This is a genomic window from Streptomyces sp. UC4497, assembly GCF_054871485.1.
Map to the genome: position 1 here is coordinate 61452 of NZ_JBTYHB010000033.1, position 14081 is coordinate 75532.

A 14081-nucleotide genomic window follows, 5' to 3' on the forward strand; every position below is an offset into this window, starting at 1 on the left:
TGCCGGGCGAGGGCGGCCTCGCTCCACCACCACTGTCCACCCTGTTGGGGCCGTGCGGCCCCAACCTCTGAAGCGATGACGGGAAGGAACGACGGGCACATGTTTCTCGCCCTCGACGCGGACGACGCCGTCCTGGTGCGCACGTCCGCCGATTCCGAGCTCGCCCGGCTCGCCGACGGCGTCGCGATCGCCTTCGAGGCGGACGCGATCGACGTCCACCGGCGATCCGGCTGGAGCGTGATCGTCACGGGGCAGGCCCACATCGTGACCGACCCAGTCGCGTGCGAACGGCTGGCACGGGTCGGCCCGCGGTTCTGGGCGGCGCTGAACCGCGACCCGGAGGGCGGTCCTAAGTGACGGTCAGGATGTCGCGGACCGAGCGGCGTGGAGTGGCCGGTCCCGACGGCCCGTAGCCGAGGCGGAGAACCATCTGGACATGGCCCATGGACGACAACGGATCGCGCGCCAGATTGCGCAGTTCCGGCGTTTCGAGCGGGTGGGAGGTCAGGCAGGTGGCCAGCCCGCCCAAGGTCGCCACGAGCAGGACCCGCTCCATGGCCTGCCCCGCGCGCAGCCAGTCCACCGGCCCGTCCTCGGCCGTCCCCAGCAGCGCCAGATGGGGGTCGTCCTCGAAGGCCGTCGTGCCGCGGTCGGCGACCGGACGTCGGCCCGCGAAGTCGCGCACCGACGCGCCGCCCCGGTGCGGGCGTGGGCCGAAGGCGTACTCGGGTACGCCTTCCGTCGCCGCGTCCGCCTCGTCTCCGAGCCGGGTCCACCGCTCGACGTCCCGCAGGCGGTCGGGAGTCAGTCCGTCACGCCCCTCGGCGTCGTGAACGAGATCCCGCAGTACGTCCCTGTGCCAGGCCTCGGGGAAGATCAGCCGCGCCTCCTCGAGACGTGCGGCGCCCACGAGCGCGTTGCGCACCTCCTCAGGGATGTCCTTCTCGGCGAACGGCCAGCGGCTGGTGTGCCGTTGACGGATCGCGGGATACAGCTCAGCCGGCACGTCGGTCCCGTCCGGCGGAACGGGATGGTCGAAGTCGACGGTGGCCAGCAGGAGTTGGTCCGCGGCGTCCGGCAGCAGACGTATCCGGGGATGCAGTCCCGCATGTGCCGCGGCGACCCGCAGATTGAACAGGGCGGCGCCGCAGCCGAGGTGGAGTGCCCGGCGATCGGGGTCGGTCGTCGGCATGGCCCGGTCGAGATCGCCCTCCAGCCGCAGCGTCCGGCTGTCCGACCGGTAGTGGAACCGCCACGGCTGGGCGTTGTGCATGGAGGGCGCGGCGCCGGCGTCCCGGACGAGTGCGGTGAGGGACGCGCGGTCCGGCGGAGGGATCGGCATGGGTCCTCCTCGGCAATGGTTGTCGGCCATCCGTAGAAACCATGCAGGGGCGTGGGCCCGTACCGGGATGGGCCCATCGGACCTTCCTGCGGCCCAGCGGCCCCCTGGTCGACCTCCAGGCTGAAGCTCTCGTGGCCCTCACCCTGAGGCGCGACCGGAGCAACAATGGGCGCAGGCTCCGGAACGCCAAGAGCACGGCGGTCGGCGCGAACCGACCGCCCATCCGTACAAGCACTCGACTTCCGGCGGGGGCAGTCCGGCATGATGGGCCCCCGGGGGACCGGGCGAGGGGGCCAGATGGGGCAGCAAGCGCACGATCCGGACAGGTCTCCGGGCGTCGGCTCGCCCACCTCTCAGCTGCGCCTCGACACGCTCATGGAGGATCTGCAGGAGCAGGTTCAACGAGTGCGCGCCACCCAGAACCGGGTGCACACCCTCCTCGACGCGGTCCTGGCGATCGGCAGCGATCTGGATCTCGACGTGGTCCTGCACCGGATCGTCGAGTCCGCGATCCACGTCGTGGACTGCCGCTACGGCGCCCTCGGCGTCGTCGGTGAGGAAGGCGGCATCAAACAGTTCATCACCATCGGGATCGACGACGAGACCATCACGCGCATCGGCCACTACCCACGGGGCGAGGGCATTCTCGGCCTGCTGATCCGCGACCCGCGCCCGCTGCGCCTTCCTGTCCTCAGCGATCATCCGGACTCGGTCGGCTTCCCTGCGGGCCATCCCCCGATGACGACGTTCCTCGGCACTCCTGTGCAGGTCCGCGACCAGGTCTTCGGCAATCTGTACCTGACCGAGAAGAGCGGCGGCCGGCAGTTCGACGAGGACGACGAGGCGGTCCTGCGCACCCTGGGCGCCGCGGCCGGCGTGGCGATCGACAACGCGCGGCTGTACGACGACGCCCGGCGCCGCGAACGCTGGCTGACGGCGAGCAGCGAACTCACCCGCACCCTCCTGTCCGGAGCGGATCCCGGCGAGGTGCTGCACTCGTTCACCGCCACTGTCCGCGAGCTCGCCGGCGCCGACCTCGTCACCCTCGCCGTTCCGGTCAGCGACACCGGGGACCTCGTCGTCGAGGCCGCGGCGGGCGTCGACGCCGAGCAGCAGCACGGCCTCGCCCTGCCCGGCGGATCGAGCCTGGCCGCCAAGGTGTTCAGCTCCGGGGAGACGATCGTCAGCCCGGCCCTGAGCGAGGACACCCGGGCCGAGTCGGAACGCGTAGCCGCTCCCCGCCTGGGGTCCGCGTTCCTCATCCCGCTCGGCACGCGGGACCAGGTACGCGGCGTTCTCCAGGTCGCCAACCTGCAAGGCCGCCCGACCTTCCCCGACGCCACCATCGCGATGATCACCGGCTTCGCCGACCACGCCGCTCTCGCCCTGGAGATCGCCGAACACCGCCGCGAGACCGAGCAGTTGCTCGTCCTCAACGACCGCGACCGGATCGCCCGCGATCTGCACGACCTGGCCATCCAGCGGCTGTTCGCGAGCGGTCTCAGCCTGCAGTCCGTCCTCAACCGCCTCACGGACCAGCCGGAGACCGCCCAGCGCGTACAGCGCGTGGTGGAGGACCTCGACGACACGATCAAGGTGGTCCGCTCCACCATCTACGCGCTGCGCGAGGCGGACCATTCGGACGCGACCGCGCTCCGCGCCCGGCTGGTCGCCCAGGTGAATCACGCGGCCGAGACGCTGGGCTTCACTCCGTCGCTGCGCATGAGCGGGCTGTTGGACACCACGGTCCCCGACCAGCACGCGGAACACCTGTTGGCCGTACTCCGCGAGGCGCTCTCCAACACCGCACGCCATGCCGGAGCCACCGCGGTGGAGATCTCCGCCGATGCGACGACCGACCGCCTGCGGCTGCGTGTCACGGACAACGGCCGCGGGCTCGACCCGGCGGTGACGCGCCGCAGCGGCCTGACCAACATGGGCACACGCGCGGAATCCCTCGGCGGCACCTTCACCGTCACCCCCGGCGATCGGCGGGGAACCGTCCTGGAGTGGACCGTTCCGCTGGATTCCGGACCCAAGCGTCAGTCGGCCCGCACACCCGCCGAGTGATCGGGAACGTAGGTCTGCAGCTCGCGTGGCGTACGCCGGTAGCCCGTCGTCGGCGGCCGTGGGGGCAGGTCGACCGCGGGCGGCGGAACGTCCCGGTAGGGCACCGTGGTCAGCAGGTGAGCGATCATGTTGAGGCGGGCGCTGCGCTTGTCGTCGCTCTCCACGATGTACCAGGGCGACTCCTGGACATCCGTGTGCACCAGCATCTCGTCCTTGGCCCGCGAGTACGCCTCCCAGCGGGTGATCGACTCCACATCCAGCGGCGACAACTTCCAGCGTCGCGTGGGGTCTTCGAGGCGGCGTCGGAAGCGCTGTTCCTGCACGGCGTCGCTCACCGAGAACCAGTACTTGCGCAGCAGGATCCCGTCCTCCACCAGCAGCCGCTCGAAGATCGGGCACTGCTGGAGGAAACGCCGGTGCTCGGCCGGAGTGCAGAAGCCCATCACGTGCTCCACACCGGCGCGGTTGTACCAACTCCGGTCGAACAGCACGATTTCCCCAGCGGCGGGAAGGTGCTCCACATACCGCTGGAAGTACCACTGGGTGCGCTCCCTCTCGGTCGGCGCGGGCAGCGCCACGATGCGCGCGACCCGTGGGTTGAGGTGCTCGGACACCCGCTTGATCGTGCCGCCCTTGCCCGCCGCGTCCCGGCCCTCGAAGACCACCACGAGGCGGGCGGCCTCGGCCCGGACCCACTCCTGGAGCTTCACCAGCTCGGCCTGCAGCCGGTACAACTCCCGCTCGTACGGCGCCCTTTTCACCGGCTGCCCCCTCATGTCGGGCGGACCTGTCCAGAAGCGACCTTACGGAGGGGGTCCCGCGCGAGGTCAATCGTCGCGGGCCACACATGGCTTCGCGGCGGACCCGGTCCGATCACGCGGGCACCACAGCCACAGCACACAGCCCCGCCCCAACGGCGGCCTCCGCATTCGGGCCCAATCGCCCGGCACGCCGCCGGCCCACCACGAGCAACTCGGCGCTCTCCGCGGCCCGCAGCAGCGCATCGGCAGGCACCCGACAGTGGAACACATCCGGGAGTACCCGCACCTCGGGGTACTTCTCGCGCCAGGGCCGCAGCGTGTCGGACAGCCTCTGCACCTCCTGGTCCTCCCACGTGGCACGATCCTTCTCCGGAACGGCGAACGGAAGCGCCGCCACCGGGCACTTCGGGTAGCTCCAGGCGTGCAGAACGTGCAGCGGAGCTCTACGCAGACGGGCTGTACGCAGCGCGAAGTCGAGGGCCCCGTCCGCCGGGTCATGGGCATCCAGGCACAGCGTCACCTTCCCTGACCAGCGCCGGGCTCCCGGTGTCGCGTATGACGTCGGCACGAGCACCACGGGCGCGGGGCACCGGTCGGCGACGCCCCGCGCCACCGCCCCCAGCCGCGGCCCGGCCGACCCTCCGGCGCCCCGTCCCCCGACAACGAGCAGTTCGGCGCCCTCGCCAAGCGCGGCCGACCCCACGCCCGGCGGGCCCACGTCCACCGCCCGCAACGGCAGCGCGCGCAACCGAGCCTCCCGCGCCGCCCACAGCCTCGCGGCCTCACTGCCCGCCGAACCGTCGACACAGACAACCACCGCACGAACCATGCCGGTTCACCCCCTGACGGGCCGCTCGATCCGCCGTTCCTTCCCCCTTGAGGCTGAAGCCTCCGCTCAAGGACGAGCAGGGGTCGGATGGTCCTCAACAGAGGGCCGGCAGCCCCTCCCGAGCGCCATGCCACGGGCGAACTTCTACGGCCCGCCGCCGGATGCGGCCCCCTGGGAGGGATTCGCCCTCACTCCTCGCTGGGCAGCACGCGGGTGCCTCCGATGGCGCCGAGCCAGGCGGCCGAGGACTTGGGCGTGCGGACAAAGGTCTCGCGGTCGACAGCGATCAGGCCGAAGGTCGGCGCGTAGCGGCCCCATTCGTAGTTGTCCAGGGCGCTCCAGTGGAAGTAGCCGCGGACGTCGATGCCGTCCCGCATCGCGGCGGCCAAGGAGTCCAGGGCGCCGGTGGTGTAGTCGATGCGGCGGGCGTCGTCGGCGGTCGCGATGCCGTTCTCGGTGACGATCAGCGGGGTGCCGCCGCTGACGGACGCGCTGTGCCGCAGGGCATGACCCAGCGCCTGCGGGTAGTACTCCCAGCCCATGAGGGTGCGTTCCGCGCCCTCGGGTACGGGCAGCCGGCCGTCCGGGCCGATGAGGGTGCGGGTGTATGCCTGCACGCCGAGCCAGTCGTCGTCGCGGGCGGCTTCGAGGAAGACGTCCACACGCGGGCGCCGGAAGGCCGCGGCGGCATCCTCGGCACCGGGCACGGGCTGGCACACCAGATTGGCGACGGACCAGCCCGTACTCGCCTGCGGCGCAACGGACTTGACCGTGTCCACGGCGCGGGCGTGCGCCCGTATCAGGGCATCGGTGGTGGCCTCGTCCGGCGCCGGCGGGTTCTCGGCGAAGTCCACGGGCTGCCCGGAGGCGAGGGCCGTCTGCGCGGCCGCCATGACGGCGAGGATGTTGGGCTCGTTGATGGTGCACACGTGTGCCACGTCCGTGGCGAAGATGGGTGCCGCTGCGGTGAGGTAGCGGGCGAAGAGTTCGTCCGATCCGGCGGCGGCCCAGCCGCCGCGCTGGGCGAACCACCGGGGCGCGGTGAAGTGGTGCAGGGTCACCAGGGGCCGCAGGCCCCGCTCGCGGGCGCCCTCGACCATGCGCCGGTAGTGGGCGATGGCGGCGCGGGAGAACTCGCCCGGGGCCGGTTCGATGCGGGCCCATTCGATGCTGAACCGGTAGTCGGTGAAGCCGAGTTCGGCCAGCAGGTCCATGTCCTCGCGCCAGCGGTGGTAGCTGTCACAGGCGTCGCCGCTGGGCTCTTTGACGTACGGGATTCCGCTGTGCTCGAACTCCCACCAGTCGCTGTTGGTGTTGCCGCCCTCGATCTGGTGGGCGGCGGTGGAGGCGCCCCACAGGAAACCGTCGGGCAGACGTCGTGCGTGCGTCATGAGGTGGTTCTCTCTTCCGTGTACTGGTGTGGCCGTGTGGTGAAAGCGTCAGGTGGCGGAGTCGAGGGCCTGTTCGCGGCGTGCGTGCAGTTCCTTCTGAACCCGGGCCACGTCGTCGGCGTACGAGCGGTGAAGGAGCGTCAGGAAGGCGCCGTTGATCAGCATCAGGACGACGAGGGCCCACAGGAAGACCGTGCGCAGTCCGACGGCGTCGCCGAGGAAGCCGGCGCCGAGGCTGTACGCGGCCCAGGCGATCGCCTCGAAGACGGAGACGTACAGGGCGAACGCGGCGCCGCGCAGTTCCGGCGGGGTGATGGCCATGACCATGGGGCGGTTGACGCTCGGGTTGATGCCCTGGGTCGCGCCCATGAGGGCGAAGAAGACGCAGAACACGGCGATGCTGTCGTAGCCGAACTGGGTGCCGAAGCAGGCGAAGAGCGCGAAGGCGAACTGGGCCGCCTGGAGGACCGCGACCAGGCCGTGGCGCGGGCTGCGCCGGGTGGCCCGGTCGGCCGCGAAGCCGCCCAGCAGCGTGCCGAGGAAGTAGCCGACGCCGAAGGGCAGCAGCACGATCGACGCCTTCTGGGTGCTGAAGCCGTAGACGTCCACGAGGAAGACGACGCCGAAGGTGCCCACCAGGAGGTGTCCGGACAGCAGCCGCGAGACGAGCAGGATCACCAGGCTGCGGATCCTGAGGAGCGAGAGCGCCTTGGTCCAGGTGAGCTTCGCCTGGGCGTCGCGGGTGGCGCGGTCGAGGTCGGCGAGCTGCTCCTCCGACGCGCCGTGTCCCGGGTCGCGGAACCCCGCCCAAAGGGCGAGGCCCAGCAGGATGTTGAAGACGCCGATGCCCCACAGGCCCCAGCGCCAGCCGTCGTCGACCCCGGCCAGCTGACCCTTGAGGGGACCGATCACCGCGGTGGCCAGGGAGACCGCGCCGTAGACCACGCCGACCGCGCGGCCCCTGGATGATCCGCCGAAGAGGTCGCCGATCAGCTCGGTGATGATGGGGTTGGCGGCCGCGTAGCCGGCTGCCAATACGGTGTAGAGGATGAGGAGTTGGGTGAAGTTCTGCGAGAATCCCGCGGCCACGCCCCAGACGCCCCAGAGTCCGGTGGCCACGACGAGGACGCTCTTGCGTGACCAGCGCTGGGCCGCCCAGACCCAGAAGGGTCCGGTGAAGGCACCCACGATCTTGGCTGCGGCGGTCAGTGTCCCCAGCGCACCCAGCGAGACCCCGAGGGACTGCCGGATCAGTGGGAAGAGGCTGCTGACGAGGCTCGCTTCGGTGCTGTCGACCAGCATCGTGCCGCCGAGCAGGGACAGCTGTCGCCAGCGTCCCTCGACCCGAGGCTCGGCTTTGGGCGTGACGGGGCTCTGGCTAAGCTCAGGCATCGCGCCTTCTCTTTTCTCTGCGTTCTTCTTGGCGGGAGATCTGCGGGAGGGAGAGGGCAATCGCCGGTGACGGGGCGGCAACCCCGTCACCGGCTCAAGCGGCCGTAATGTGCTCAGAGTTGAGCCAGTTCCTCGGCCACCAGGCGGAGGTTCGACGGCGGGAACAGCGCGCCCGCCATCGCGGCGACGTCGATGAGCGGGGTCGGCCCGATCATCTGGAGGAGCTCCGAGTCGGCGACGCCGGGCAGGTGCCTGCGCAGAACCTCGACGGCGACCGGGTCGGAGATCAGCGCCGCGAGCGGCGTACGCAGCGAGAGGCGGCCCTCGGGGAAGTCCTCGGGGCGGGGCAGCGGTTGGGCGGCCCGTTCGGCCTGCTCGCGCTGGGCCCGTACCAGGAGGTGCTTCTCCGTGACCGGGCCGTGGGCGGGCAGACCGAGGCGTTCGTACTGGCTGGGCGGGGCGTCGCCCGCGCGCATCAGCTCCACCAGATGGGTGGCCATGCGCAGTTCGGCGTCGTCGTCGACCAGCGGAGTGTGCTGCTCAGGGTCGGTCTCCAGGTCGAAGAGGAGCGTGCCGTGGTGGTACGGGTTGACGAGGGTGCGGCCCGGCACGCGCAGGGTGCGGACGTTCTTGGTGAAGTCGAACGGCTCGGCCAGTTCCAGGTCCACGAGTTCGGCGGGCGAGAAGCGGCCCCGCATGTGGGTCGGCATCAGCGTGTGCTCGTACAGGGGCGTGTTGTCGGGTGAGGCGGGCGCCCGCATGTAGACGTAGCGGCCGTCGGTGACGTTGACGTGTCCGCCGTGGATGCCGAACAGGCCCGCCTCGCGCACCGGGGTGTCCTCGGCGACCGGGAGCGGCGCGCCCTGCATGTCGGTGGGCCGGTCGACGCCGAAGAACTCAAGCAGGGTCGGTGCCACGTCCACGGTCTGTACGAGTGCCGAACGCCGTTCGCCCGCAACGCGGTTGCGCGGGTCCCAGGCGAACAGCGGCAGGTGCACCAGTTCGTTGAACCAGGGCTGGACGCTCTTGCCCCACCAGCCCTTCTCGCCGAGCAGCAGCCCGTGGTCGGTGTTGACGATCAGCAGGGTGTCGTCCCACAGCTCCAGCTCGTCCATGGTGTCCAGGACCCGGCCGAGCGAGTGGTCGCACATCGACAGGAGCGCCCCGTACTCGAAGCGGGCGTGCTCCACCTGGCCGTCGGTCTCGACGACGCGCTTGTAGTCGGGCCAGTCGAAGTGCGGTCCTGTGTAGTCGTGCGGGTAGAGGTCCTTGTACTGCTGGTGGCTGAAGAACGGCTCGTGCGGGTCGAAGGTCTCGATCTGCACGAACCACCGGTCGGCGTCCTTGTTCGTGCGGACGAAGTCGAGGCCCGCGTCGAAGGTGAGGGTCTGCGGGTGCCGGTCCTCCGTCGCCATGTGGGGGCGGTTGACCCAGTCCTGGCGGTAGGAGCCGAAGCGCATCCGCTTCAGGTCCTCGGGTATCTCGGGGTCGGCGACCTGCCCCTTCCACGGGTCGCCCTCCTGCCCGCGGAAGAACTCCCAGGTGTTGTAGCGGCCGTGGTAGGTGGCGCCGCCGTCCTCCCAGTAGTGCGGATGGTCGCTGACGAGGTGGGTGTAGACGCCGTTCTGCTTGAGCAGTTCGGGCATCGAGTCGTCGAACGGCTCGAGCGGTCCCCAGCTGCGGTGCAGGAAGTTGTGCCGACCGGTGTGGAGTTCGCGGCGGGCCGGCATGCAGGGCATCGATCCCGCGTAGGCGTTGTCGAAGGTGACGGCCCGCTCGGCGAGTCGCGCGAAGTTCGGGGCGTGGGTCCAGTCGCCTCCGTACGGCGGCAGCATGTGCCGGTTGAGGCTGTCGAACATCACCATGATGGCCCTCATCGGACGGGCTTCCCTTCTGTCAGGCTGCGCAGGGTCCGCTCCAGCCAGGCGACCCAGCGGTCCATGGCGGCTGCGCCGAGCGTGTGCAGAGCGTCGTGGACCTGCAGGTCGAGGTCCTGGTCGAGGCCGGGTGCCGGGTCTTCGTAGAGGAGAGTGCGATCGCGGTCCCGGTTCTTGGCGATCTGCGCGCGGCGGTGATCGAGTTCCGTTTCGACGATCCGGATCGCGGCGTCCCTGTCGAGCGGGGCCGCGACGCTGAACCGTGCGAGGAAGTCGATCTCCTGGAAGCGGCTGGGCGGCTCGTAGGGCGAGCGCACCCATTCCATGAGGACCTCGCGCCCGCGCGCCGTGAGCCGGTACACCTTGGCGTCCGGGCGGCCCTCGCGCGCGTCGACCTCGTGCCGCACCCAGCCGTCGGCCTCCATCTGCCCGAGCTTGCGGTAGATCTGGCTGTGGTGGGCCCGCGCCCACAGGAACTGCCCTTCGATCTCGAGCCACTTGCGCAGGTCGTACCCGCTGTAGGGGCGCCGGGCCAGCAGGCCGAGCAGGACGTACTCGAACTTCACGGGGGTGGACTCCCTTGTACGGACGCTGCGTTCGCTGCGTTCGCCGTCTTGCTATGTGCAGTTTCACCTAGGTGAGAATTCATATATCCGCGTCATGACGACGTCAATGGGTTGTGCGGGCCGACGGCCGCTCCCACCGTCTCGACCAGTTCCTGTACGTCGTCGAAGCTCAGGGGAACGATCGGGAGCCCGGCGAGCTGGCTGAGGCGCATGTTGGCCACCATCCGCTGGCGGGAGCTTCCCTCCTGGGGGTAGGCGTCGCCCATGGCCTTCTGGACCCGGCTCAGCAGTGCCTCGACGGCCGGGCCGCCCACGGGGTGGGCGAGCCATACCGCGACGGTCGAGTCGGCGTCCGGCTGCTCGGCGTACGCATCACCGTCGACCGGGACCGTCGCGGTCAGCCGGATGTCGCGGCTGGAGGCCCCGACGTGGATACGGTGGCCGGCGCCCTCGACGAGCCAGGTGCCGGCCGCGGTGTCGAAGTAGGCGAGGTCGGCGCGGGCGATCCGGACGGTGATGTCCCGGGTCTCGCCGGGCGTGAGCCACACGGTGGCGAAACCCTTCAACTCCCTTACGGGGCGACGGGCCCGCTCCCCCGGCGCGGCCACGTACACCTGGACGACCTCGTGTCCGGCCCGCTCCCCGGTGTTGGTGATCGCCACGGTGACGTCGAGCCCGCCCGCGTCCGGGGCCACCCGCAGATCCGCGTAGCCGAACGTCGTGTAGGACAGGCCGTGCCCGAAGGGGAAGGAGACCGCCATGTCGCGGGCGTCGTAGTGGCGGTAGCCGACGAACTGGCCCTCGCTGTACGTGACATGGCCGTTCTCGCCGGGCCAGGCCAGGTACGCCGGGGTGTCGGCGAGCCGCAGCGGGATGGTCTCCGCGAGGCGGCCCGACGGGTTCGCCCGGCCGAACAGGAGGTCCGCGACGGCCGATCCGCCCGCCTGGCCGGACAGCCAGCCCTCCAGGACGGCCGGTACGTCGTCGATCCATCCGGACAGGCGCACGACGCCGCCGTTGGCGAGGACCACGACGGTGTTCGGGTTCACCGCCCGCACCGCTTCCAGCAACTTGGTCTGTTCCAGCGGAAGTTCGATGTGTTCACGGTCGTAGCCCTCGGACTCGTAGCTCGGCGGGAGGCCGAGGAAGAGGACGGCTACGTCTGCCGACTCGGCCGCGCGGACGGCCTCCTCGTGCAGCGCGGCCACGTCGGCGTCCGGAGTGTCGACGGGGAAGCCGGGAGCGAAGGTGACGCGCGCCGCGGGCGCGGCCTCGATCACCGAGGTGAGGGCGTCGTCGAGCCGGGTCGGGGTCACGCGCGAGCTGCCCTCGCCCTGGTAGCGGGGCGTGCGCGCGAACTCGCCGATGACGGCAATGCGTTGGGACGCTGCGGGATCCAGCGGGAGGAGCCCGCCGTCATTCTTGAGCAGGACCGCCCCGCGTGTGGCGACCTCGCGGGCCAGGTCGTGGTGGGCGGCCGGGTCGTAGGAGGCGTCGGGGCGCGCGTGCGCGGCCGCCTTGCGGGCGAGGGCCACGACCCGCTCGGCGCTGCGGTCCAGGGCTTTCTCGGGGAGTTCCCCTGATTCCACCGCCGCGACGGCCCGCGCGGGGCCGGTGCCGGACGAGGTGGGCATCTCCAGGTCGAGCCCGGCCGCAAGGGCCCGCGCCCGGTCGACGACGGCGCCCCAGTCGGAGACGACCAGGCCCTCGTAGCCCCATTCGCCGCGCAGGACGTCCGTCAGAAGCCACGGGTTCTGCGAGGCGTGCACGCCGTTGACCCGGTTGTAGGCGCACATGACGGTCCAGGGCTCGGCCTCGGTCACGACGCGGCGGAAGGCCGGGAGATAGATCTCGCGCAGGGTGCGTATGTCGATGTCCGCGCTGACCGACATGCGGCCGGTCTCCTGGTTGTTCGCGGCGAAGTGCTTGACCGAGGCCCCGACGCCCCGCGCCTGCAGTCCTTTGACCCAGGCCGTTCCCAACACCCCACTGAGCAAAGGGTCTTCGGAGAGGTACTCGAAGTTGCGTCCGCACAGCGGGCTGCGCTTGATGTTGACGCCGGGGCCGAGCAGCACGTGCACGCCGTGTGCGAGGCACTCGCGGGCCAGCGCGTCACCGACCCGCCCCGCGAGGTCGCTGTCCCAGGTGGAGGCCAGGGTGACGGCGGGCGGGAAGCAGGTGGCCGGGGCGCTGGCGTTGATGCCCAGGTGGTCGGCGTGGGTGTCGTTCTGCAGCCGCAGCCCGTGCGGGCCGTCCGAGAGGCGGACCGCCGGGATGCCCGCGTCCGGGAGTGCGGTGGTGTGCCACCAGCCCGCGCCGGTGGTCAGGTCGGCCTTCTCTGCGAGGCTCAGCCGGGCCACCGTCTCGCCGGGCGTCCGCGTCGGCTGGTTCGGGGTGTTCATGTCTTCTCCTTGGAGCGGGGTGCGGGTTGGTGCCCGGTACGGAGGTGGTGGTGATGGTCCGCCGTGGTCATCGGACGCTCTTCACCCGCAGGACAGCCACCGCGCCGAGCAGCGCGAAGGCCAGGGCGAGGGGGAAGAGCGTGCGGTATCCGCCGAGCCAGAGGACGACGGCTCCGGCGATGGCGGGCGCGAGGACCTGCGGCAGGGTGGCCGCGACGTTCACGACGCCGAGGTCGCGGGCGAAGGACCGTTCGGACGGCAGTACTTGGGAGATGAGGGCGGTGTCCACGCCCTGGAAAGAGCCGAAGCCGATGCCCACCAGGAAGGCCATCGCGGTCATGCCGGTCATGGTGGGTACGGCGAACGGGATGAGCATGGCGCAGCCGATGAGGGACGCCGAGGCCACCACGAAGACCTTGCGCCGGCCGAGCCGGTCAGAGAGGGGGCCGGTGACGACTGCGGCCGGGAGCAGTCCCGCGACGGCGGTCAGCGCGAGGACGGGTACGCGGTCGATCGCCTCGTCGCGCAGGCCGATGTAGTCCTGCAGGATGTAGAGCTTGTAGCCGAGGACCAGGAAGTACGCCAGGTTGGTGCTCAGCCTGCTGACGAACACCCAGAAGAAGTCGGGGTGCTTGCGCGGGTGCGGCAACAGGCCGCTCAGGAACTCACTTACCTGGAAGGGCTCTTGGGACGCTTTTCGGCTCGGGCGCTCCGGGTTGAGGGTCACGAGGACGACCGCCAGGGCCGTGGCGAGCAGGGCGAGCACCACGTACGCCGTGGTGATCCGGTCCTCGAAGGCGGCGGCGAGGATCTGGCCGAGGAGCGAGCCGCACATGGAGCCGAGGCCGGTGACGGTGGAGAACAGGCCGCGCCGCTCGGGCGGCACCCGGTCGGGCATGACGGCCGAGAGCGGGCCCGCCGCGAAGTTGTAGCCGATCTGCACCAGGCACCACAGGGCCAGCATCGCCGGTACGGAGTGGGCGAACGCCATGCCGACCAGGGCCAGTCCACCGGTCACCACGCCCGCCACGATCCAGGGCCCGCGCCTCCCGAAGCGGCTGCGGGTCCGGTCCGAGACGGCTCCCGCGACGGGCTGGGCGACCATCGCGACGAGCGCGCCCACCGTGGTGACGACCGCGAGCGCGCCGACCTTCGCGTCCTCGCCCACCGTGCGCTGGACCTGGAGGGCCAGCAAGGTGCCGGGGACGGCTCCCCATACGAGGGCGATGCCGAGGTGGGCGGGGCCGATGCATGCCATCAGGCGTCTCAGCGCCCGGCCGTCGACCGGCGGGGCGGCCGATCCGGCCGGCTCGGCAGGGAGCGGGGAGGGAGCACGGAGCTCGTCAGGGGGTCTCGCCATCGGGACCTTCTTTCGGTGGGCCGCACGGGGCCGCACCTGCGACTGCCGAGAAACAGTACGGCGTACTGTTTTTTCGGGCAAGGCTTTGCAC

At 70.9% G+C, this 14081-nt stretch carries 11 protein-coding genes; 2 read left to right on the plus strand and 9 right to left on the minus strand.

All coding sequences use genetic code 11. From position 1 onward, the window contains the following. Positions 1–75: 75 nt before the first annotated feature. Positions 76–357 carry a pyridoxamine 5'-phosphate oxidase family protein gene (locus ACYSUO_RS32980; RefSeq protein ID WP_461779884.1) on the plus strand — a complete coding sequence of 94 codons (282 nt, stop codon included), beginning with the start codon at positions 76–78 and terminating at the stop codon, positions 355–357. Here ACYSUO_RS32980 and ACYSUO_RS32985 read toward each other — a convergent pair. Then, positions 350–1342, minus strand: a complete 993-nt coding sequence (locus tag ACYSUO_RS32985) for an Acg family FMN-binding oxidoreductase (protein WP_461779885.1) — start codon at positions 1340–1342, stop codon at positions 350–352. The genes ACYSUO_RS32980 and ACYSUO_RS32985 overlap by 8 nt on opposite strands. A 297-nt stretch (positions 1343–1639) precedes the next feature. On the opposite strand from ACYSUO_RS32985, the gene ACYSUO_RS32990 reads away from it, so the two are divergent. Continuing rightward, positions 1640–3412, plus strand: coding sequence for a GAF domain-containing sensor histidine kinase (locus ACYSUO_RS32990; protein WP_461779886.1), 1773 nt, complete (start codon positions 1640–1642; stop codon positions 3410–3412). Here ACYSUO_RS32990 and ppk2 read toward each other — a convergent pair. The 8 genes from ppk2 to ACYSUO_RS33030 all read right to left on the minus strand — a co-directional run bounded on the left by ppk2 (position 3385) and on the right by ACYSUO_RS33030 (position 13990). Next, the gene (ppk2, locus tag ACYSUO_RS32995; RefSeq protein ID WP_461779887.1) at positions 3385–4173 is read right to left on the minus strand and encodes a polyphosphate kinase 2; all 789 of its coding nucleotides are present in this window, start codon (positions 4171–4173) and stop codon (positions 3385–3387) included. The two genes, ACYSUO_RS32990 and ppk2, sit on opposite strands and share 28 nt — an antisense overlap. A 112-nt stretch (positions 4174–4285) precedes the next feature. Next, positions 4286–5002 (minus strand): universal stress protein, encoded by a 717-nt coding sequence (locus ACYSUO_RS33000; protein WP_461779888.1) that lies wholly within the window; start codon positions 5000–5002, stop codon positions 4286–4288. A 188-nt stretch (positions 5003–5190) separates the two neighbouring features. Next, positions 5191–6393, minus strand: a complete 1203-nt coding sequence (locus ACYSUO_RS33005; RefSeq protein WP_461779889.1) for a glycoside hydrolase family 1 protein — start codon at positions 6391–6393, stop codon at positions 5191–5193. A 48-nt stretch (positions 6394–6441) separates the two neighbouring features. Further along, a complete protein-coding gene (locus ACYSUO_RS33010; protein ID WP_461779890.1) occupies positions 6442–7785 on the minus strand; it encodes an MFS transporter in 1344 nt (447 codons plus the stop codon). A gap of 113 nt (positions 7786–7898) precedes the next feature. Further along, a complete protein-coding gene (locus ACYSUO_RS33015; protein WP_461779891.1) occupies positions 7899–9662 on the minus strand; it encodes a sulfatase in 1764 nt (587 codons plus the stop codon). Next, positions 9659–10228, minus strand: coding sequence for a PadR family transcriptional regulator (locus ACYSUO_RS33020; RefSeq protein ID WP_461779892.1), 570 nt, complete (start codon positions 10226–10228; stop codon positions 9659–9661). The genes ACYSUO_RS33015 and ACYSUO_RS33020 overlap by 4 nt, the downstream gene beginning before the upstream one ends. A 92-nt stretch (positions 10229–10320) precedes the next feature. Further along, positions 10321–12630 (minus strand): glycoside hydrolase family 3 C-terminal domain-containing protein, encoded by a 2310-nt coding sequence (locus tag ACYSUO_RS33025; RefSeq protein WP_461779893.1) that lies wholly within the window; start codon positions 12628–12630, stop codon positions 10321–10323. A 67-nt stretch (positions 12631–12697) separates the two neighbouring features. Then, positions 12698–13990, minus strand: coding sequence for an MFS transporter (locus tag ACYSUO_RS33030; RefSeq protein ID WP_461779894.1), 1293 nt, complete (start codon positions 13988–13990; stop codon positions 12698–12700). Positions 13991–14081 lie beyond the last annotated feature (91 nt).